General features: G+C 73.4%; 17 protein-coding genes and 1 pseudogene. 11 read left to right on the forward strand and 7 right to left on the reverse strand.

Annotated elements, in window-relative coordinates:
* The first annotated feature begins 30 nt into the window (after positions 1-30).
* Positions 31-1395, forward strand: coding sequence for a M1 family metallopeptidase (locus tag ACFWA9_RS06420; RefSeq protein ID WP_380383672.1), 1365 nt, complete (start codon positions 31-33; stop codon positions 1393-1395).
* 56 nt (positions 1396-1451) lie between these two features.
* On the opposite strand, the gene ACFWA9_RS06425 is transcribed toward ACFWA9_RS06420, so the two are convergent.
* Complete coding sequence (locus ACFWA9_RS06425; RefSeq protein ID WP_380383675.1) at positions 1452-3125, reverse strand: carbohydrate binding domain-containing protein; 1674 nt, start codon at positions 3123-3125, stop codon at positions 1452-1454.
* A gap of 583 nt (positions 3126-3708) precedes the next feature.
* On the opposite strand from ACFWA9_RS06425, the gene ACFWA9_RS06430 reads away from it, so the two are divergent.
* On the forward strand, positions 3709-5088 hold the full coding sequence (locus tag ACFWA9_RS06430; protein ID WP_380383678.1) for a serine hydrolase domain-containing protein: 1380 nt from the start codon (positions 3709-3711) through the stop codon (positions 5086-5088).
* On the opposite strand, the gene ACFWA9_RS06435 is transcribed toward ACFWA9_RS06430, so the two are convergent.
* A complete protein-coding gene (locus ACFWA9_RS06435; RefSeq protein WP_380383681.1) occupies positions 5015-5584 on the reverse strand; it encodes a hypothetical protein in 570 nt (189 codons plus the stop codon). The genes ACFWA9_RS06430 and ACFWA9_RS06435 overlap by 74 nt on opposite strands.
* Before the next feature lie 226 nt (positions 5585-5810).
* Here ACFWA9_RS06435 and ACFWA9_RS06440 point away from each other — a divergent pair, with 226 nt between their 5' ends.
* The 4 genes from ACFWA9_RS06440 to ACFWA9_RS06455 all read left to right on the forward strand — a co-directional run bounded on the left by ACFWA9_RS06440 (position 5811) and on the right by ACFWA9_RS06455 (position 10155).
* Complete coding sequence (locus tag ACFWA9_RS06440) at positions 5811-6839, forward strand: GNAT family N-acetyltransferase (RefSeq protein WP_380383683.1); 1029 nt, start codon at positions 5811-5813, stop codon at positions 6837-6839.
* Between the two features lie 59 nt (positions 6840-6898).
* The gene (locus ACFWA9_RS06445) at positions 6899-7660 is read left to right on the forward strand and encodes a lysophospholipid acyltransferase family protein (protein ID WP_380383685.1); all 762 of its coding nucleotides are present in this window, start codon (positions 6899-6901) and stop codon (positions 7658-7660) included.
* A gap of 329 nt (positions 7661-7989) precedes the next feature.
* Positions 7990-8958 carry a prolyl aminopeptidase gene (pip, locus tag ACFWA9_RS06450; protein ID WP_380383687.1) on the forward strand — a complete coding sequence of 323 codons (969 nt, stop codon included), beginning with the start codon at positions 7990-7992 and terminating at the stop codon, positions 8956-8958.
* 195 nt (positions 8959-9153) lie between these two features.
* Positions 9154-10155, forward strand: coding sequence for a YdcF family protein (locus ACFWA9_RS06455; RefSeq protein ID WP_380383690.1), 1002 nt, complete (start codon positions 9154-9156; stop codon positions 10153-10155).
* Positions 10156-10225: 70 nt separating this feature from the next.
* Here the strand turns inward: ACFWA9_RS06455 and ACFWA9_RS06460 are convergent, their stop codons facing one another.
* A complete protein-coding gene (locus tag ACFWA9_RS06460; protein ID WP_380383693.1) occupies positions 10226-10768 on the reverse strand; it encodes a PaaI family thioesterase in 543 nt (180 codons plus the stop codon).
* Positions 10769-11098: 330 nt separating this feature from the next.
* On the opposite strand from ACFWA9_RS06460, the gene ACFWA9_RS06465 reads away from it, so the two are divergent.
* The gene (locus ACFWA9_RS06465) at positions 11099-12658 is read left to right on the forward strand and encodes a PHB depolymerase family esterase (RefSeq protein WP_380383696.1); all 1560 of its coding nucleotides are present in this window, start codon (positions 11099-11101) and stop codon (positions 12656-12658) included.
* Between the two features lie 137 nt (positions 12659-12795).
* Here the strand turns inward: ACFWA9_RS06465 and mca are convergent, their stop codons facing one another.
* Positions 12796-13677, reverse strand: coding sequence for a mycothiol conjugate amidase Mca (gene mca / locus ACFWA9_RS06470; protein WP_352292035.1), 882 nt, complete (start codon positions 13675-13677; stop codon positions 12796-12798).
* Between the two features lie 135 nt (positions 13678-13812).
* Here mca and ACFWA9_RS06475 point away from each other — a divergent pair, with 135 nt between their 5' ends.
* The 3 genes from ACFWA9_RS06475 (at position 13813) to murQ (ending at position 16492) form a co-directional block, all read left to right on the forward strand.
* Positions 13813-14457, forward strand: coding sequence for a TetR/AcrR family transcriptional regulator (locus ACFWA9_RS06475; RefSeq protein WP_380383699.1), 645 nt, complete (start codon positions 13813-13815; stop codon positions 14455-14457).
* Positions 14458-14620: 163 nt separating this feature from the next.
* Positions 14621-15301, forward strand: coding sequence for a DUF6445 family protein (locus tag ACFWA9_RS06480; RefSeq protein ID WP_380383702.1), 681 nt, complete (start codon positions 14621-14623; stop codon positions 15299-15301).
* Between the two features lie 141 nt (positions 15302-15442).
* Positions 15443-16492, forward strand: a complete 1050-nt coding sequence (murQ, locus tag ACFWA9_RS06485; RefSeq protein WP_380383705.1) for an N-acetylmuramic acid 6-phosphate etherase — start codon at positions 15443-15445, stop codon at positions 16490-16492.
* 151 nt (positions 16493-16643) lie between these two features.
* On the opposite strand, the pseudogene ACFWA9_RS06490 reads toward murQ, so the two are convergent.
* Positions 16644-16938 (reverse strand): annotated as a pseudogene (locus ACFWA9_RS06490) (helix-turn-helix domain-containing protein); the annotation flags it as partial.
* Positions 16939-16992: 54 nt separating this feature from the next.
* A complete protein-coding gene (locus ACFWA9_RS06495; RefSeq protein ID WP_329485930.1) occupies positions 16993-17409 on the reverse strand; it encodes a GNAT family N-acetyltransferase in 417 nt (138 codons plus the stop codon).
* Between the two features lie 398 nt (positions 17410-17807).
* On the opposite strand from ACFWA9_RS06495, the gene ACFWA9_RS06500 reads away from it, so the two are divergent.
* Positions 17808-17999 carry a hypothetical protein gene (locus tag ACFWA9_RS06500; RefSeq protein ID WP_380383709.1) on the forward strand — a complete coding sequence of 64 codons (192 nt, stop codon included), beginning with the start codon at positions 17808-17810 and terminating at the stop codon, positions 17997-17999.
* Positions 18000-18087: 88 nt separating this feature from the next.
* Here ACFWA9_RS06500 and ACFWA9_RS06505 read toward each other — a convergent pair whose 3' ends face one another.
* Entirely contained in the window at positions 18088-19041 is a 954-nt protein-coding gene (locus ACFWA9_RS06505) for an SDR family NAD(P)-dependent oxidoreductase (protein ID WP_380383712.1), read from the reverse strand.
* Positions 19042-19067: the final 26 nt, after the last annotated feature.

The following is a 19067-nucleotide window of genomic DNA, read 5'->3' on the forward strand; positions in this document are numbered from 1 at the left end:
GGAGCGCACGACCCGGTGAAACCCCGCCCGGTGAACCACCAGCACGCCTCGGCGGCCCGCGCCGCCGCCCCGGACCCGTACTTCCCGAACAGCGGGGACACCCGCTACCGGGTGCACCGCTACGAGCTCGCCCTGGACTACCGCCCCGGGCCCAACCGGCTGGGCGGCACCGCGCGGCTCAGCGCGGTCGCCGGGACGGCGCTGCCCGAGTTCGCGCTCGACCTCGCCGAGTTCCGGATCGGCCGGGTCCTGGTGGACGGCAAGGCCGCCCGGTACACCCACCGGGCCGGCAAGCTGCGGGTGCGGCCGGTCAAGGCGCTCGCGGCCGGCGCCGCGTTCACGGTCGAGGTGCACTACACCGGGAACCCGCGGCCGGTGCGCAGCCCGTGGGGCGGCCTCGGCTGGGAGGAGCTGACCGACGGCGCGCTGGTCGCCAGCCAGCCCGTCGGCGCGCCGTCCTGGTTCCCGTGCAACGACCGGCCCGCCGACAAGGCGACCTACCAGATAGCGGTGACCACGCCGTCCGCGTACACCGTGGTGGTCGGCGGCCGGCTGCTCACCCGTACCACGCACGCCTCCAGCACGACCTGGGTGTACGAGCAGAGCGCACCGACCTCGACGTACCTGGTGACGGTCTCGATCGGCCAGTACCGGCCGGTCGTGCTCGCCGAGCGCCCGGCCGTCCGGCAGACCGGGTACGTGCCCGAGCGGGTGGCCGGCGACTTCGCGGTGGACTTCGGGCGGCAGCCGCGGATGACCGCGTACTTCGAGGAGATCTTCGGCCCGTACCCGTTCGGCGAGTACACGGTGGTCGTCGCCGACGAGGAGCTGGACGTCCCGGTGGAGGCGCAGGGCGTCGCCACCTTCGGCACCAACCACCTCGGCGGGGGCTGGGAGCGGGAGCGGCTGATCGCCCACGAGCTGGCCCACCAGTGGTTCGGCAACAGCGTGTCGATCGCCGACTGGAGCCACATCTGGCTCAACGAGGGCTTCGCCAAGTACGCGGAGTGGCTCTGGTCCGAGCGGGCCGGCGGCCCGTCGGCCACCACGCACGCGGCGGCCGCGCACGCCGTGCTGGCCGGCCTCCCCCAGGACCTCAGGCTGGCCGACCCGGGCCGGAAGCTGATGTTCGACGACCGGCTCTACCAGCGCGGCGGCCTGACCGTCCACGCGCTCCGGCTCACCCTCGGCGACGCCGCGTTCTTCCCGATGCTCCGGGAGTGGGCCACCGCTCACCGGCACGGCGTGGTCGGCACCGCCGACCTGCGCGCCCACGCGGGGCGCTACGCCGATCACTCGCTGGAGCCCCTGTTCACCGCATGGCTGGACCGCCCGGAGCTCCCGCCGCTACGGGGGCTGAGCGGGCCGACCGGCCCGCCGCGACCGGGCTACTGACGGTCCGGCCCGGACCCCTCGCGGTGAGGGGCCCGGGCCGGACCGCCGGCCGGGTGTCAGCCCGTGAAGCCGGCCGTGATGGAGGTGAACTGCCAGTCGTTCTGGGCGATGCCGGAGCAGGTCTCCTGCAGGCCGCCGCCCGCGCAGCCGCGGTCGCGGTTCACCGACCAGAAGGCCAGCCGGGCGATGTGGTGGCTGTTGGCCCAGTCGCGGATCGCGGTCCAGTTCTGGACGGTGGTGACCTCGTTGTTGTCGCTGAGGCCGTTCATGCCGGAGATGCCGACGTGCGCGTAGGCGGTGGCGTCGTCCCAGCCGAAGGTGGACCTGAGCTTGGCCTTCAGGCCCTCCGCCGCACTCACGGTGGCGGCGTACATGTCGGTGGAGGCGTTGCCGAAGTCGAACGGCATGATGGTGAAGACGTCGATGTCCGCGCCGAGCGCCTTGGCCTGCTCGATCAGCCGGTTCCCGTAGGAGGTCGGGCCGGTGGTGCCGGTACCGAAGGTCAGGATGGTGCGCAGGCCGGGGTTGTTCTGCTTGACGATCTTGAGCGCGCCGAGGATGCGGTCCTGGACGACGGTGTTCTCGAACTCGTCGGTGTTCTCGATGTCGACGTCGATCGCCTTCAGACCGTAGGCGTCGATCACCTTCTGGTAGGCGCCGGCGAGATCGGCGGTGGTGGCGCAGTTGGGACCGAGCTTGTTGCCGCTCCACCCGCCGATGGACGGGACGACGTCGCCGCCGGCCGCGCGGACGGCCTTGATGGTGGCCTGGTCGACCCCGTTCAGCAGCGGCCGCTGGCTGTCCCAGGTGGGGTTGCAGCCGTTCTGGGCGAGGACGAAGGCCAGGGTGAACCACTTCACGCCGGTGGCGTTCATGACGGTCGTGGGGGCCGGCGGGTTGCCCCAGCCGTTGTAGAGGTAGGGCGCGGCCTGCTTGAACCCGGTCGGGGTGCCGCCGCCTCCCGGGTCGGTGGTGACCACGAGGGCGGCGGAGGAGCCGGAGGTGTTGCCGGCCGCGTCGCGGGCCTTGACGGTGAAGCTGTACGCGGTGGCGGGGGTCAGCCCGTCGACGGTCGCGCCGGTGCCGGCCGCGGTGGCGACCTTGGTGGCGCCCTGGTAGACGTCGTAGCCGGTCACGCCGACGTTGTCGGTGGCGGCGTCCCACGCGAGGGTGACGCCGGTGGCGGACTTGCCGGTGCTGCGCAGGTTGCCTGGGGACGTGGGTGCCTGGGTGTCGCCCGGGGTGCCGCCGCCCGGGCCGTCCAGGCTCAGGTCGTCGGCGTAGTAGGTGCCCTGGCCGTACCAGCCGTTGACATAGACCTCCGCGCTGGTCTGCGTGGCGCCGGTGGTGAAGGAGACGCTCAGCCGGGTGTAGTCGGCGGCCGAGGTCCAGGCGGAGCCGGCGCCGGTGACACCGAGGTAGACATAGCTGCCGCGGACCCAGCCGGACAGCGAGTACGTGGTGTTGGGCTGGACGGCGACGGTCTGCGTGCACTTGGCGTTGTCGCTCGCGGAGGCGGCGCCCGCCAGCGCCTTGCCGCCGCCGTGCACGGGGGTGGAGACCACGGAGCCGAGTCCGCCGGTGCAGGACCAGCCGGACAGGGTGCCGGTCTCGAAGCCGGGGTTGCCGAGTTGGTTCGCCGCGTGGGCGGCGGTGGGGGCGGTGAACGCGGCGGCGGCCGCGAGCAGGGCTGCCGCGCCGACGGCGGGCAGTCGGGTGCGCTTGAGCACCGGGGACCTCCAGTGGGGGTGTGGGGGTGGAGGTGCGGGGAGGAGCCCAAAATGGACTGGACCAATTCATGCTGTCAAGTACCGTCCGGCGAGCGGACGGTGAGCGACGGGTGAACGGGGCCGAGAGCGGTCCCGAGCGCGGGAAGGGCCAGGAGGGCGAGGGCCACGAGGGCAACCGCAGTGACTGCCCGTAGCCAGGCTCTCCTCAGGCTTCCCATCGCCGGAGGTCGGCTGTCCCAGGCCGGCTGTCCTCGGCCGGCTGTCCTCGGCCGGCCCCGCAGGCGGTCGTGCCGTGCGAGCCGGCTTGTCATGGTCGAGCCGAGGCTACTCCGCGTCGACCGGTAACCGACTGATCGTCACCACCGCCGCGTGTTGGCGGCTACGGCCCGGGGCGGGCCGCCGCGAGCGGCGCGGCGGGCCCTCGGCGGGACTCCGCCGGCCGGCCCGGAAAGGAGGTGGAGGACCGTGGACGACCGACGTAGGTTGAAGGAGCCGTCCGGCCCCGCCGACGGCATCCGGCGACGGTCGACCCCCGGCCCCGGTCCGCGTTCCAACCGCTGCACCGAATGATTCAGAGGATCAGATGACCGACCAGTACGACGAGCTTCTCCCGACGACCCGCCGCGCGCTGCTGCACCGGATCGCGGTCGCCCAGGCCGAGGGCCGCACGCCCTCACTGGTCGCCGCGGTGGTCCGGGACGGCAGACTGGTCTGGAGCGGAGCGCGCAGCATGATCGACGGTCATGCGCCCACCGTCGACGTGCAGTACCGGATCGGCTCGCTCACCAAGACCTTCGTCGCCGTCCTGGTGCTCCGGCTGCGCGACGAGGGCCTGCTCGACCTGGCCGACCCGCTGGAGCGCCACCTGCCCGGCACCCCGGGCGACGGCGCCACCGTCGCCCAACTGCTCGCCCACTCGGCCGGCCTCGCCTCCGAGACCCCGGCGCCCTGGTGGGAGCGGACCGACGGCACGCTGCGCCCCGAGCTCGCCGACCTCCTGGAGGGCGACAACCCGCGCAAGCACCCGGCTGGGCGGCTCCACCACTACTCCAACCCCGGCTACGCCCTGCTCGGCGCGCTGGTCGAGCGCCTGCGCGGCGAGCCGTGGCACGAGGTGCTGCACCGCGAGGTCCTGGCGCCGCTCGGGATGGACCGCACCACCCGGCTGCCCGAGCACCCGCACGCCGGCGGCTTCGCCGTCCACCCCTGGGCCGACGTCATGCTGCCCGAACCGCTGACCGAGACCGGGCTGATGGCACCGGCCGGGCAGCTCTGGTCGACCGTCGCCGACCTGGCCCGCTGGGCCGCCTTCCTGACCGCCGGCGACCCGAAGGTGCTGACCGCCGAGAGCCTCGCCGAGATGCGCGTACCCGCCGTCGGCCCGGGCGGCGAGAACTGGTCCGGCGGGTACGGGCTCGGGCTGCAACTGCTGCGCCACCAGGACCGCGTGCTCTACGGCCACACCGGTTCGATGCCGGGCTTCACCGCCGGCCTCTGGATCAGCGAGGCGGACGGTCTGGCGGCGATCGCGGTCGCCAACGCGACCAGCGGCGGCGACACCCCGCGGGTCGCGGCGGAGCTGATCTCCCTCACCGCCCAGCACGAACCCCGGCTGCCCGAGCCCTGGCGCCCGCTGTCCTCCCTCGACGAGGACCTGCTCGCGCTCACCGGCCCCTGGTACTGGGGCGCCGCCGGGCACACCCTGCGGCTGAAGGCCGACCGCGTCCTGGAACTGGCCCCGCTCACCGGCGGCACCCGCAGCTCCCGGTTCCGCGCCGAGCCGGACGGCACCTGGACGGGGCTGGACCACTACTACGCGGGCGAGACGCTGCGGGTCGTCCGCGCCGCCGACGGCTCGGTCAGCCACCTGGACGTCGGCTCCTTCGTCTTCACCCGCCGGCCCTACGGTCCGGCCGAGGCCGTGCCCGGCGGGGTCGACCCGGCCGGCTGGCAGGCCTTCTGAGGCGTCGGGCCTCCCCCGGCCCGGGTGTGTCGCCGCCGCGGGGCTCCGACGCTTCGGCGTCGGGGGCCCGCGCTCCGGCCGGGGAACCAGGCGGACGGGCCAGGCGCAGGAGGTGGGTCGTGCGCAGCGCGTGCGACGCGAGCAGCGTGCCGACGACCGTGCACGGCGCCAGCGCGGCGTCCGTCGCACCGCTCTCCCACCCGAGGAAGGCGCCGACCGCCAGGAACGGGACGACCCCCGTCACGGGGGCGACCACCATCGCGAAGGCGAGGGTGCTCCGCCTGCGGTCCTCCTCCCAGCACCGGTCGGCGGTGATCTGCAGGGCGCCGGCCATCGCCACCACCAGCATCCACCAGGGCGAGGTGGCCAGTCCGACCAGCCTGGCGAGCAGGTGGAGGAGGAGCAGTACGACCGCGAGCTGGGCCTGCACCCGCAGGATGTCCCGCAGCTCCGCGGCGATCTCCCGCCGCCGCGCCGAGCCCGGTTTCCACCCCATGGAGCGGAGCATACGGTGGCGCCCGCACACCGAACAGGTGTCCGGCAGACAGTGAGTGGCCCCATTCAGCAGGTGCACATCCAAGCTCTGCCGAACGGCAACGTGGACGCCAGCCGACACGGAGAAACATACGGATACCGGTTCGCACGCCCCACGACCGAGAGTGCGGGCCGGTGCCACGGCGATCCGTGGCCGCCGTCGTCCGTGCCGCCCTGGAGGGTCTGCCATGACCACCGTCCCCGCGTACGCTCCGCCCACCGTCACCCCCGGCCACACCTCGGTACTCCCCATCCCGCTGCCGGTGCAGCAGACCGTCGGCCAGCCGGTCACCGTCCGTCCGGTCCCCGCCCCGGCCGTACCCGCCCCGGCCGCTCCCCTGCCCGCCCTCGCGGCCCCGGCGCTCTCCGCACCGGCGCTCTCCGCACCGGCCCTGTCCGCACCGGCCCTCCTCGGCAAGGTGCCGGCGCCCGCCTACACCGTCGCGCTCGCCCGTGACGAGGCCGACGTGCGCGCCGCCCAGCTGTTGCGCCACCAGGTCTTCGCCGCCGAACTCGGTGCCCGGCTGCACAGCCCGGTGGCGGGGCTGGACGTCGACCCGTTCGACGCGTTCTGCGACCACCTGCTGGTGCGCGAGGGCGAGGACGGCCCCGTGGTGGGGACCTACCGGCTGCTGCGCCCGGCGGCCGCCCGACGGGCCGGACGGCTCTACTCCGACGGCGAGTTCGACCTGCGCAACCTGGCCCCGCTCCGCGACGGCCTGGTGGAGCTGGGCCGCTCCTGCATCCACCCGGACCACCGGGGCAACGGCGCGGTCATCAACCTGATGTGGGGCGGCATCGCCCGCTACCTCGCCGACACCGGCAACACCTGGGTCGGCGGCTGCTGCTCGATCCCGCTGGACGACGGCGGCGCGACGGCGGCGCGGGTCTGGGACACCGTCAGCGCCAAATACCTCGCCCCCGAGGAGTACCGGGTCGCCCCGCACCGGCCGTGGGACCCCACCGGCCTGCCCCGCGCCGAGCGGGCCGCGCTGCCGGCACTGCTCCGCGGGTACCTGCGGCTGGGCGCCTGGGTCTGCGGCGCGCCCGCCCACGACCCGGACTTCGCCACCGCCGACCTCTACGTGCTGCTGTCCCTGGAGCGCACCGATCCGCGCTACCTGCGGCACTTCCTCTCCGGGCTCGCTCCGGCGGCCCCGGCCACCGGACCGGCCGCGCCCGGCGGTACGGAACCCGCGCCCGGGCCGCTCTCGTGAGCGTCTGGCTGCCGACCGCCCCCTGCACGCCGGAGACCTGCCTGACCGAGGCTGCCCCCGTGGTGGCACTCCCCCGGCGGATCCTGCGCCTCGGCGCGTTCCTGGTCGTGCTGGTGGCGGGCCTCGCGCTCACCCCGTCGGTGCGGGCCCTGCCCGGGGGGCCTCGCGACGCGCTGGTCCGGTCCTGGGCACGCACCCTGCTCGGCGCGCTCGGGGTCACCGTCCGGATCGCGCCGCCCCCGGCCTGCGGCGGCGGGGTGCTGGTGGTGGCCAACCACGTCTCGTGGCTGGACATCCCGCTGATCGCGGCCGGCCGGCCCGGCCGCTCGCTGGCCAAGACCGAAGTCCGGCACTGGCCGGTGCTCGGCCCGCTGGTGGCCTGGGGCGGCACCGTCTTCCTCGACCGCGACCGGCTGCGCACCCTCCCCGGCACGGTCGCCGCGGTCACCGAACTGCTGCGCGCGGGACGGCCCGTGGTCGTCTTCCCCGAGGGGTCGACCTGGTGCGGGCGGGAGAGCGGCCGGTTCCGCCCGGCGCTCTTCGAGGCCGCCGTCCAGTCCGGTGCTCCCGTGCAGCCGGTGACGGTCCGCTACCGGCTCGCGGACGGGCGGGCGACCAGCGCGCCGGCCTTCGTCGGCGAGGACGGCCTGCTCGCCTCGATCGCCCGGGTGGTGTCGGTCCGTGGACTGGTGGCCGAGGTGACCTTCCTGCCCGCGATCCCGGCACCCGCGGTCCGGACCGGTCAGCCGGCGGACCGGTGGCAGCCGCGCCGGGAGCTGGCCCGTGCCGCCCAGGCGGCCGTGGAGGCGACCGGCCGGTGAGTGCCGGGTGGTGACTGCCCGTTGGTGACTGCCCGTTGTGAGCACCCGTTGTGAGTGCCCGCTGTGAGTGCCCGCTGGTGAGTCAGACCGGTGGAGTCGGTGCGGCCGGGTGCCCACGGCGGGTGCCCGTCGTGCCCGGCGCCGGCCGGTGATCGACGGGCGGTGGGCCGGGCGGGTAGCCTCACGGCATCCGCCCGTCCACCACGGCTCGCCGCCGTCGACCGCCGTGCCACACCGTCCGACTCCCCTGCGACCGGCAGCCGTTCCACGGGACCGGCCCCCGCCCGCCGCCGAGGTCTGCCGCCGCCACGCCCAGGAGGACTCCCGCCGTGCCCGAGCTGTACCCGATCGGCAAGCCCTACGCGCAAGGACTCCTGGAGGTCGGCGACGGCCAGCGAATCTACTGGGAGGCCTCGGGCAACCCCGCCGGCAAGCCGGCCGTCGTGGTGCACGGCGGGCCGGGCTCCGGCCACAGTCCGAAGAACCGGCGCTCCTTCGACCCCGAGCGCTACCACCTGGTGCTGTTCGACCAGCGCGGGTGCGGACGGAGCCTGCCGCACGCCGCCGACCCGACGACCGGTCTGGAACACAACACCACCGCCCATCTGATCGCCGACATGGAACGGCTCCGCGAACACCTGGGCATCGAGAAGTGGCTGCTGTACGGCGGCTCCTGGGGCTCGACCCTGATCCTCGCCTACGCGCAGACCCACCCCGAGCGGGTCTCGGAGATCGTGATCTGCGGGGTCACCATGACCCGCCCCGAGGAGACCGACTGGCTGTACCGCGGCGTGGGCCGGCTGCTGCCGGGCCCCTGGGAGGCGTTCCGCGAGGGGCTGCCGCCCGCCGAACGGGACGGCGACCTGGTGGCCGCCTACAGCCGGCTGCTGAACAGCCCCGACGAGGCCGTCCGCCGCAAGGCCGCACGGGACTGGGCGACCTGGGAGGACGCGGTGATCGCGCACGAGTCGCTGGGGAAACCGAACGCCTACTCCGACCGCCCGGACGACGCCCTGATGGCGTTCACCCGGATCACCGCGCACTACTTCGCGCACGACGCCTTCCTGGAGGACGGCCGGCTCCTGCGCGACGCGGGACGGCTGGCCGGGATCCCGGGCGTCCTGATCCACGGCCGGCTGGACCTCGGATCGCCGCTGAAGACCGCCTGGGAACTGGCGAAGGCCTGGCCGGACGCCGAGTTGACGGTCATCCAGGACTCCGGCCACACCGGGAGCCCCGCCATGGGCGAGGCGGTGTTCGCAGCCATCGAACGGTTCGCCGGACCCGCCCGGAACTGACCACGACGGCTCGCTCCGGCCGTCTCGTGCCGGCGGCGAGACGGTCCGCCGGCCCGGCCGGGAGTCGGACCTGCGGCGAGACCGAGACGGCCGGGAGTTGCCCGGCCGTTGCCCGGCCGGGGGCCGCCCGGGCCCGGTCGGCCGTGTGCCCAAGGGCCGCTCCCGGCCGCCCGATCGGGCCCCTACGATACGAGCATGATCGCCTATGCCCCCGCGGCCCTGTTCTTCGTCCTGTGCGGGATCGGGGTGCTCCGTGACCGACGCCGATTCAGCAACGCCGTCCTGCTCGGCATAGCCGTCTCCTTTCTCGCCCTGGCGCTGCTCGCCGAGTTGCGCAAGGCCCCGACACTGGTCGCCGAGGTGGCAGCCGTCGCCATCATCCTGCTGCCGGCGGTCGGAACGCTGGCGCTGGTCGGCTTCCTGATCGCCAACGGCCTGACCATGGTCCGCAAGGAGGGCAGACGGCCGGCCAATCTGCTGTCCCTGCTCGCGGGCCTCGGCATCCTCTCCGTGATCAGCCTGCTCGTCGCCGCCGTGGTGACCCGCTCGTACCGGCTGGGGGTCCTCGCCGGCACCGCCGTGCTGGTGGTCGGTTACATCTCCTTCCTGTTCGTCTGCTTCGTGGGCTACGCCTTCCTGTACGGCCGCCACCGCCCCCGCCGGGACGTCGACTTCGTCGTGGTGCTCGGCTCGGGCCTGATCGGCGGCGACCGGGTGCCGCCGCTGCTGGCGAGCCGGCTGAACCGGGGCCGCGAGGTGTACGAGAAGCAGGCCGCTCGCGGCAACCCACCGGTGCTGATCACCTCGGGCGGCCAGGGACCGGACGAGAAGCTGCCCGAGTCCCACGCGATGGCCGACTACCTCGTGCAGCGCGGCTTCCCCGAGGCACACCTCGTGCGTGAGGAGCGCTCGCGCACGACGGAGGAGAACCTGCTCTTCTCCAAGGCGATCATGGAGCAGGCCAAGCCCGGGTACCGCTGCGTGATCGTCACCAACAACTTCCACGCGTTCCGTGCCGCGCTGACGGCCCGTAAGGCGGGTGTGGCCGGGCAGGTCTTCGGCTCCCCCACCGCGGCGTACTACTGGCCGAGCGCGACGATCCGGGAGTTCGCCGCCGTCTTCCTCTCCCACAAACTGATCAACTTCGGCATCTGCGGCTTCCTCGCGCTGTGCGGAGTGCTCGCCGCCGCGCTCTGACGCACCGGACACGCCGTCCTTCCGGGCCCCGGCCGCCAGAACCCGGGGAAACGGCCCGGTGCCCGCCGTGTCATGCCGTCGGACGCGGCGCCAGGACCGCGCAGGTGGTCGTCCCGTGCGCGTACAGCTTGCCGTCCTCCACGCCGACCACCCGTGCCTCCGCCGTCGCGAGGGTACGGCCGACGTGTAGCGCCATGGCCTCGCACCGCAGCTTCCCCGAGTCGGCGAACACCGGGCGCACCATGTGCACGTTCAACTGGGTCGTGGTGTAGGCCGTGCCGGCGGGCAGTCGGCTCATCACGGCGCAGCCGAGCGCCGAGTCGAGCAGGGTGGCGAGGTAGCCGCCGTGAACGGTGTTCATCGGGTTGAAGAGATGCTCGCCGACCTCGCCCTCGAAGACCGCCGTGCCCGGCCCGGCCTCGACCAGTCCGAAGCCCAGGGTGCTGGCGATCGGCGGAGCCTGGATCCGTCCCGCGATCATCTCCCGCAGGATCTCCTCCCCGGTGAGGTGCGGGAACGCGGAGACCGGCGGTCCGGCCTGCCAGTGGTGGGTACGGCTGTGCGACGCCTCGTCCGGCACGGTCTGCTCTCCCTGGAATCCATACGTGGTCATGGGACCAACCTGCCCGCTCCGCCCGTCCGGCTCAACTGCGATTCGCACGACGGAGCGGCTCCGCCCATGGCGGCACCGGCCATGACGGGCGCGCCGACAACGGGTGACCGTCACATGTCACCCGACGGCCGGACGCGCCACGCTGCACGGCAGTCCACCGAACTCCGCCCCCACCCAGGAGTCCCCATGGTTCTGCTGCCCGTGCGCGTGTCAACAGCGCCCGCCGTGACCGCCCCGTCCACCGCGCTCGTCCCACCGACCGGGTCCGACGTGCCCGGATCCAGGTGCGCTGGATCCGACGTGCCCGGATCCAGGGCCCCCGGTACCACTGTGACCGGGACCGCCCGCGCCGTGCCCGTCGCCGGACCGGCCCGCCCGGGCCGGCGGCTCGCGCGCCGCGCCGCGGCTGCGCTGCTCGCGGCGCTGGCACTCGCCTCCACGGCACCGGCCTCCGCCGTCGCGGCCGCCACCCCGGGCCCCGGCCGTACCGCGGCCTCCGCGACTTCTGCCGCGCATGTGGCCGCCCCTGCCGCCTCCACGGCGGGCGGGACCTTCCAACAGGTCACCGGGTTCGGTGGCAACCCCGGGAACCTGGCGATGTTCTCCTACACCCCGGCAGGCCTGCCGACCGGCGCACCGCTGGTGGTCGCGCTGCACGGCTGCACCCAGACAGCCACCGACTACTACCGCAACTCCGGCTGGACCACCCTGGCCGACCGGTACGGCTTCGCGGTCGTCTTCCCGCAGACCGGCAGCGCCAACAACGCCCTCTCCTGCTTCAGCTGGTTCGACGCCGCCAAGGACAGCCGGGGCACGGGTGAGGCCGAATCGGTGTCCGAGATGGTCACCGAAGCCCGGGCCCTGTACGGCTCCGACGGGCGCCGGGTGTTCGTCACGGGCCTCTCGGCCGGCGGCGGTATGGCGGCCGACCTGCTGGCCGACTACCCGGACGTGTTCGCGGGCGGAGCGATCGACTCCGGCCTGCCCGCGCACTGCGCCACCACCCAGGCCGCCGCCTCGGGGTGCCAGAACAACGACCAGCGGCTCACCCCGGCCCAGTGGGGCGACCGAGTCCGCCGGGCGTACCCGGGCCACAGCGGGCCGTGGCCCCGGGTGGCGATCTGGCAGGGCACCGCGGACACCACCGTCAGGCCCGTGAACGGCACCGAGCTGCGGGACCAGTGGACGGATGTGTGGGGCATCGGCCAGAGCGCCTCCGCCACCCGGAACCTGCCGGCTGGGACCACCGAGTCCGTCTACAACGACGCGAGCGGCCGGCCCGCCGTGGCGCTCTACTCCGTCGCGGGGATGGGTCACGGACTCGCGGTCGACCCGGGCCCGGGGGCGGACCAGTGCGGAGCCGGCGGCGCCTACTTCCTCGACACGATCTGCTCCAGCTACTACACCGCGCGGTTCTGGGGCTTGGACGGCGGCGGCCCGGCCACGCCCTCGCTGCCCGCACCGGCGGGCCTGACCGCGACCGCCACCGGCCAGGACTCGATCGCGCTCGGCTGGCAGGCCGTCACCGGCGCCGCGTCGTACGTGCTGTACCGGAACGGAACGCGGGTGGCCGCCCCGGCCGGCACCTCGTACACCGACGGCGGCCTGAACCCCGGGGCCTCGTACACCTACACCGTGGCCGCCGTCGACGCGGCGGGCGCCGTGGGAGCCCGGTCGGCGGCGGTGACGGCGAGCACTCCCGGCGGCCCGCAGCAGTGCTTCACGGACAGCAACTACGACCAGGTGAAGGCGGGCCGTGCGACCCAGGCCGGCGGCCTCACCTACGCCCTCGGCTCGGGGCAGGCCATGGGCCTCTGGAACACCTTCACGATCCACACGCTGAAGGAGACCGGGGCGGGCTACTTCGTTCTCGCCGACGGGCAGTGCTGACCCGCAACCGGCCGCGAGTCGGCCCCGGTACGGGCCCCGATGCGGCCCCCGACTCCGGGCCGGGCCCGCGTGTCCGCGGTGTCCGGCCACCGTGCCACCGCCGGTGTGCCGGCCTCCGCCGAACCTTCTGAGCTTCCTCATCCGTGCTCCTCTCCGGGGCGCAGACCGGCGAACAGGTCGGATTCGGGGAGGACGGTCTCCACCAGGCTCCGGGCCAGGTGGTAGTCCTCCGTCGGCCAGACCTCGCGCTCGATCTCACGCGGGTGTGCCATGAACCCGGTGCCGGGCTGTATCTGGGTGGCGTGCGCGAGCAGGGCGGCGTCGCGTACGGCGAACTGCTCGGCGCAGCGGATCCGGGTGGTGGTGGCGAGGGCGGGCGGGGCGTCGGGCCAGCCGGCCAGCACCTCGCCCATGGCCGAGTCGACGCCGCGCGCCGTCATCGCGTCGTGCATGGTCTGGAACCAGGCCCGGGACAGCGCCAGGTGGTAGTAGAGCTTGGCCACCTGCCAGGGCTCGCCCGCCTCCGGAGAGCGGTCGGGGTCGGCCGCGCCCTCGACCGCCTCGACGGTGACCCGATGGGTCATCACATGGTCGGGGTGCGGGTAACCGCCCGTCTCGTCGTAGGTGACGACGACGTGGGGGCGGAACTCGCGGATCAGCGTGATCAGCGGCTCGGCGGCGACGGCGGGCGGCAGGAGCGCGAAGCAGCCGTCGGGCAGTGGCTCGCCGGGGCCCGGTAGCCCGGAGTCGGTGAAGCCCAGGAAGCGCTGGCCGACACCGAGGATCTCGCGTGCGGCGGCCATCTCCTCGCGCCGGATCCGGGCCAGCTCGGCCCTGGTCCCGGGCCGGTCGAGTGCCGGGTTGAGCACCGAGCCGCGCTCGCCGCCGGTGCACGTCGCGACCATGACGTCCACCCCCTGGGCGGCGTAGCGGGCGAGGGTGGCCGCTCCCTTGCTGGACTCGTCGTCGGGGTGGGCGTGCACGGTCAGCAGCCGGAGTGCGGAGGGGTGAGTGAACATGCGCGGTTCCTTCGGTCGGAGTGACGTCGAGCAGCGGTCCGGTGGCCCGCCGGGAGCCAACTTAGGTCGGACCCATCAATTGGGTCAAGCCTAATTCATGTACCCGACCCAGTGAATCTGCGCTACGCTCACGCCATGACCGAGGGCACCCCCAACCTGCGCGAGCTCAACAAGCGCCGCACCCGCGAGGCGATCTCGAACGCCGCCACGCGGCTCTTCATCGAGCACGGCTTCGACCGGACGACGATCGCCGAGGTCGCGGTGGCCGCCGGGGTCGCCAAGATGACCGTCACCAACCACTTCCCGCGCAAGGAGGACCTCGTCCTCGACCTGCACCGGGAGATGGTCGCCGCCCAGGCCGAGGCGGTCGCCGGGCGCGCGCCCGGCGAGTCCGCGCTGGCGGCGCTGCGCCGCACCTGCCTCGCCTCGATCGACCGGCACGACCCGGCCCTCGGGTTCGCCGATCCGCCGTTCGTCCGCACCGTCACGGAGAGCCCCGCCCTGCTCGCCCGGCTGCGCGAGATCCACGAGCAGAGCGAGAACGCGCTCACCGCGGCCCTCGCCGAGGCCACCGACTCCCCACCGGGCGACCTCACCGCCAGACTCGCGGCCGGCCTGCTGGCGGCGATCCGCCGCGCGCTCTTCACCGAGGTCTTCCACCGCGTCCTGGCCGGCGAGGAGCACGAGGCGATATCGGCGGCCATCCGACCGTCCGCCGTCCGGGCCTTCGACCACCTGCGGAGCGCGCTCGACGGGTACGCCGTCCGGCCGACCGACTGACGCGCCGCCACACACCGGGCGCGCCAACGACGGGCATCCCCCGACCGGGCCGCTCGTCGTACAGGCACACCGGCACAGCGGAAAAGCGCAGGTCCCGACACTTGACGAAAGGTTGACTTGTTCACGGCAGAACGTTGGCGGGCCCCGACCCTATGGTCGGCGCATGCCCCCACAGCCCATCGGGCGGACAGCCCTGCCCGTCCTGCCCTACCGCAAACCCACCCCCGGCCGGGACTACTGGGTGCTGGATGACGTGCTACCCGATCCGGACGCGGTCCGCGAACGGTGCCTCGCCCGGGGCGACTGGACGGAGGGGTACCCCTACCGGCCCGAGACATGGCCCGGACTGCGCACCATGCCCGGCCTGGAGCCGGCCGAGCTCGCCCGGGTGGAGGCACTGGTCCGCAGGGCGACCGGTGCCGCCAAGCTCTGGGTCCAGAGCACGCCCGGCGGCGGAACCCTCAACCACAACTGCGTCCAACTGGTCGGCGCCGGCGAGTCGGAATCCCGCCCCCACACCGACTCCCGCGCGCTCTGCCGCTACGCGGCCGTCCTCTACCTCAGCCCCGGCGCCCCCAAGGAGGCCGGCACCAGCTTCTACCGCCAGCAGTTCCCCGGCGGGCGCCTCGGCGGCAACCTCGTCGACGCACCGCACAACAACCTCGTCGAGGCGCTCGGCACGCGCCGCGTCCCGGGTGACGCCTTCACCGAGGACGTCCGCGTCCCCAACCGCTACAACCGGCTCCTGCTGTACCGCGCCAACCTGATCCACAGTGCCACCGGCTACTACGGCATCCCGCTGGAGGAGCGGCGCATGACGGCCGTCTTCTTCTGGATGGCCTGACCCCGGAGCGCCCTGGCACCGGGCCCCCGGAGCACCCGGCCCCGGATCCCTGACGTGAGCCGTCCGTGCAGCAGAACCCCGAAGCGCCGTCTCCGCCGCCCTCCCTGGTTCACGGCACGCCCACCCGGGGAAACAGCGCTCATGGACAGCGACCTCCCGCCGCACCCGGAGCCCGGCACGGCGACCGGTGCGACCGACGACCCCGGCAACGGCACCCGCAGCGACACCCTCAGCGACAGCGGCGACGACACCGACAGCACCAGCGGGACCGACAGCGGCGACGGCGCCATCGGCGGTTCGGTGACCGAGGCCGCACGCCCCGAATGGTCCGGCATCGACCGGATGACGACCCTCGACCTCCTCCGCCTGATGAACGACGAGGACCGCACCGTGGCCGAGGCCGTGGCCACGCAGCTGGAACCGATCGCCGCCGCGGCCGAGGCGATCGCCGCCCGGATGGCCCGGGGCGGCCGACTGGTGTACGTGGGGGCGGGAACGGCCGGGCGGCTCGGAGTGCTGGACGCGAGCGAGTGCCCGCCGACCTTCAACACCGCCCCCGGTCAGGTCGTTGCCCTGATCGCGGGCGGGTCCGCAGCGCTGGTCCGCGCCGCCGAGGGCGCGGAGGACCGGCCGGACCTCGCCGTCGCCGACCTCGAAGCACTCACTCCGACGGCCGCCGACTGCGTGGTGGGCGTCTCCGCCTCGGGCCGTACGCCGTACACGGTGGCCGCGATCCGACAGGCCCGCGCCGCCGGGGCGCTGACCGTGGGCGTGGCCTGCAACCGGGGGTCCGCCCTGGTGTCGGCGGCCGCGCTGGGCATCGAGGTGGTGACGGGGCCGGAGGTGCTGGCCGGATCCACCCGGCTCAAGGCGGGCACCGCACAGAAGCTCGTCCTGAACCTGCTCTCGACGGCCGTCATGGTCCGCCTCGGCAAGACCTACGGAAATCTGATGGTCGACGTGCGGGCGGGCAATGCCAAGCTTCGCGACCGGGCCCACCGGATCGTGGCCACGGCCACCGGCGCGGACGAGGAGACCGTCCGGAGCGCGCTGGCCGCGACGGGCGGCGAGGCCAAGGACGCCGTCCTGGTCGTGCTCGCCGGAGTGGACGCGCCGACCGCCCGCCGACTGCTCGCCGCCTCGGGCGGCCGACTGCGCGAAGCCCTGGAATCGGCCCGGACGGTGGACTGACGGACGGTGGACTGACGGACGGTGGACTGACGGACGGCCTCGGCGGCACGCACTCGTGGCGGCCGCAGAGACGCCGCCGGAGCACAGTGAACCGGCTCGCCCTTCGTCGACGGCGTGCTTGTTCCGCCAGACGGTATAGCGGCGGATCATGCTTGAACTTGGCGATCTTCTTGATCTCCCGGCGCTCGGGCAGGGTGAACGCCCGTGGCCGCCCGCCCTGTGCTTCGGGGAGGGTGAGTCGAAGCCGTCGGCGTTGAAGTGGTGGATCACGTCGCGAACCCGGTCCGTACCGGTGAACGTGACCTCGGCGAGCTTCGCCACAGGCATACGCGGGGCAGACAGCAGCACCGTCTGTGCCCGCCGCCAGGGCACCACTACCCGGCGCCCCGGTGGACGATCCGCAGCAGCCGGCTGCCCTCGTCATCATCGATCTCGCGGACCTGCACGCGGACGCCGGGTCGCCAACCATGCGGTGCGGGAGGGGGATCCGTGGCGTCGGTCTACAGCTGATCGAAGGTCCAGGTGAGGACCACCTGCCCCGTTTCCGGGACGCCGCCGGCACGGCGGTACGTGGCCAGTGCTGCCGCGTTCTCCTCGTCCGTGATGGTCCACACGCCATAGCAGCCCCGTTCACGGGACAGGTCGGCGAGCGCCGACACCAGAGCCCGGCCGACGCCACGCCCGCGGAACGACTCGTCGACGCCCAGCTCGTACAGGAACATCTCGGTTCCCTTGTCCGGATGGGTCATCTCGACACCAGTGACGATCCCCGCCGGGACGTCGTCCACATAGGCGATGAGGAGGTGATGGCGCTCGTCCGTCAGGAACCGTTCAGTGGCCTCCCGCCCTGGGACGGTGTCGAAGAGATGTCCAGCGGCGTCGACCGCCTCGACCTGAGTGACACGACGGATCTCCATTCGAGGATCCTGACACGTTCTGGCATCGGGGGGGCGGCCATTTTGCCGCAGAGCGGTCCCGACGCCGAACCCGTCTCTACGGCCCCTCGGAACCCCGCCGCTCCGACCTCTGTCGGTACCTCGGGCGATGCGCGCGTTGGAGCGTCCTCGGGCCGCGTGCAGCACGATCTGTGCGCGGGAGCGCAGTTGATGGGGTGTCTTGTGGCCCCAGGCGGCCTTCCTCAGCCGCCGGCGCTCGGTGGCGGTCGGGGGCTACCGGGTACGCAGCGGCAACCGGCGTGAAGGACGGGCCGATCGGTAGAAACGGTCAAGGCGGGCCGCGGCCTGCCTTGACCCGCCGCGGCATGGAGCGGATGACGCCGCCCGAAAGGCAAGTGCGTTCGGGCAGGATGGCCGCCATGGCGAACCCGCCCGACTCCACCAAGACCTCCCTCGCCCAACGGCGCTCCGCCCGCGCCCGCACCGCCTGGCCCCAGCTCACAGCCGTGCACGTCCGTTGCCGCGGCACGTTCGTCTACGTGGACGGCGAGCTGCTCGGCGGCGAGAGGTTCTCTCTCGCTCTCGGGCCGGACCGTGCCTGCCTTTGCTGACGGGCGGACCAGTGCCCGCTGCCGAGTCTGTGCGGAGCTCCTCTTGAGGCTTCAGCACCGAGACCTCATGAGAGGCGGTTCGCTTTTATCAGAATGCGTTCAGCCCGGTGAGTCTGCTGGAGAGTTCCCAGAGCCGGGATGCCGCGGCGGGGTCGGTGGCCCAGGGTTTGACTCCGCCGATGAGCATGTCGTCGGTGGCAGCCGGTTCCGCGATATCGCAGTCCTGGCAGTAGGCCCCTCCGTGGCCGTCGAGCAGAGGTGACGTTGCCGCCCATACGGCTGTCGCCGCGCCTTGCTCCGGGGTTTTGAAACCGTCGGCCGGCTCGCCGTCCGGGGTCACCCACCCCTGCGTGAGCCACTCCTCGCGAGGGATGTGACGCTGCAATGGCGTGAGGATGCTTCCGGGGTGCACCGCGAAGGCGTGCACGCCCCCATCCGTACCGAGGCGGTCGAGGTGCAGGGCGAACAGCGCGTTGGCGGTCTTGGACTGGGCGTAGGCCAGCCAGCGGTCGTAGCCGGTGCGGAAGTGCAGGTCGTCCCAGCGGATGTCGGACAGGAAGTGCCCGGACGAGGCGACGGACACCACCCGGGCCCCTCCGGCGACCAGGGCCGGGCGAAGACGCTGGGCCAGCGCGAAGTGGCCGAGGTGGTTGACCGCGAAGTGTGCCTCCCACCCCGGGCCGACCCGTGTCTCCGGGCAGGCCATCACGCCCGCGCCGTTGATGAGGACGCCGAGCGGACGGCCGGTCTCCAGGAAGCCGTCGCAGAAGACCCGGACGCTCTCCAGGTCGGCCAGATCGAGTGCGTGCACCTCCGTCCCGGGGACGTCGCGCAGAGCGCGTTCTGCGGTGGTGGGGCGGCGGGCGGGGACGACGACGTGTGCTCCGGCCCGGGCGAGCGCCCGCGTGGCCTCCAGACCGAGGCCCGAGTAGCCACCCGTGACCAGCGCGGTCGTGCCGGTCAGGTCGATCCCGGCGAGAACATCGCCGGCCGTGCTGTGGGCACCGAATCCGGTACCGGTCCCGAGCTGCTTTGTGATCATGCTCAAGACGCTAAGACCTAGACCGC

This window comes from Kitasatospora sp. NPDC059973, from assembly GCF_042737525.1.
GTDB lineage: Bacteria > Actinomycetota > Actinomycetes > Streptomycetales > Streptomycetaceae > Kitasatospora.

Bases quoted from the DNA above. Each gene is read 5' to 3' on its own strand.
- ACFWA9_RS06430 (WP_380383678.1), top strand. From the start codon at position 3,709: ATGACCGACCAGTACGACGAGCTTCTCCCGACGACCCGCCGCGCGCTG.
- ACFWA9_RS06435 (WP_380383681.1), bottom strand. From the start codon at position 5,584: ATGGGGTGGAAACCGGGCTCGGCGCGGCGGCGGGAGATCGCCGCGGAG.
- ACFWA9_RS06440 (WP_380383683.1), top strand. From the start codon at position 5,811: ATGACCACCGTCCCCGCGTACGCTCCGCCCACCGTCACCCCCGGCCAC.
- ACFWA9_RS06455 (WP_380383690.1), top strand. From the start codon at position 9,154: ATGATCGCCTATGCCCCCGCGGCCCTGTTCTTCGTCCTGTGCGGGATC.
- ACFWA9_RS06460 (WP_380383693.1), bottom strand. From the start codon at position 10,768: ATGACCACGTATGGATTCCAGGGAGAGCAGACCGTGCCGGACGAGGCG.
- mca (WP_352292035.1), bottom strand. From the start codon at position 13,677: ATGTTCACTCACCCCTCCGCACTCCGGCTGCTGACCGTGCACGCCCAC.
- ACFWA9_RS06475 (WP_380383699.1), top strand. From the start codon at position 13,813: ATGACCGAGGGCACCCCCAACCTGCGCGAGCTCAACAAGCGCCGCACC.
- ACFWA9_RS06480 (WP_380383702.1), top strand. From the start codon at position 14,621: ATGCCCCCACAGCCCATCGGGCGGACAGCCCTGCCCGTCCTGCCCTAC.
- murQ (WP_380383705.1), top strand. From the start codon at position 15,443: ATGGACAGCGACCTCCCGCCGCACCCGGAGCCCGGCACGGCGACCGGT.
- ACFWA9_RS06495 (WP_329485930.1), bottom strand. From the start codon at position 17,409: ATGGAGATCCGTCGTGTCACTCAGGTCGAGGCGGTCGACGCCGCTGGA.
- ACFWA9_RS06500 (WP_380383709.1), top strand. From the start codon at position 17,808: ATGGCGAACCCGCCCGACTCCACCAAGACCTCCCTCGCCCAACGGCGC.
- ACFWA9_RS06505 (WP_380383712.1), bottom strand. From the start codon at position 19,041: ATGATCACAAAGCAGCTCGGGACCGGTACCGGATTCGGTGCCCACAGC.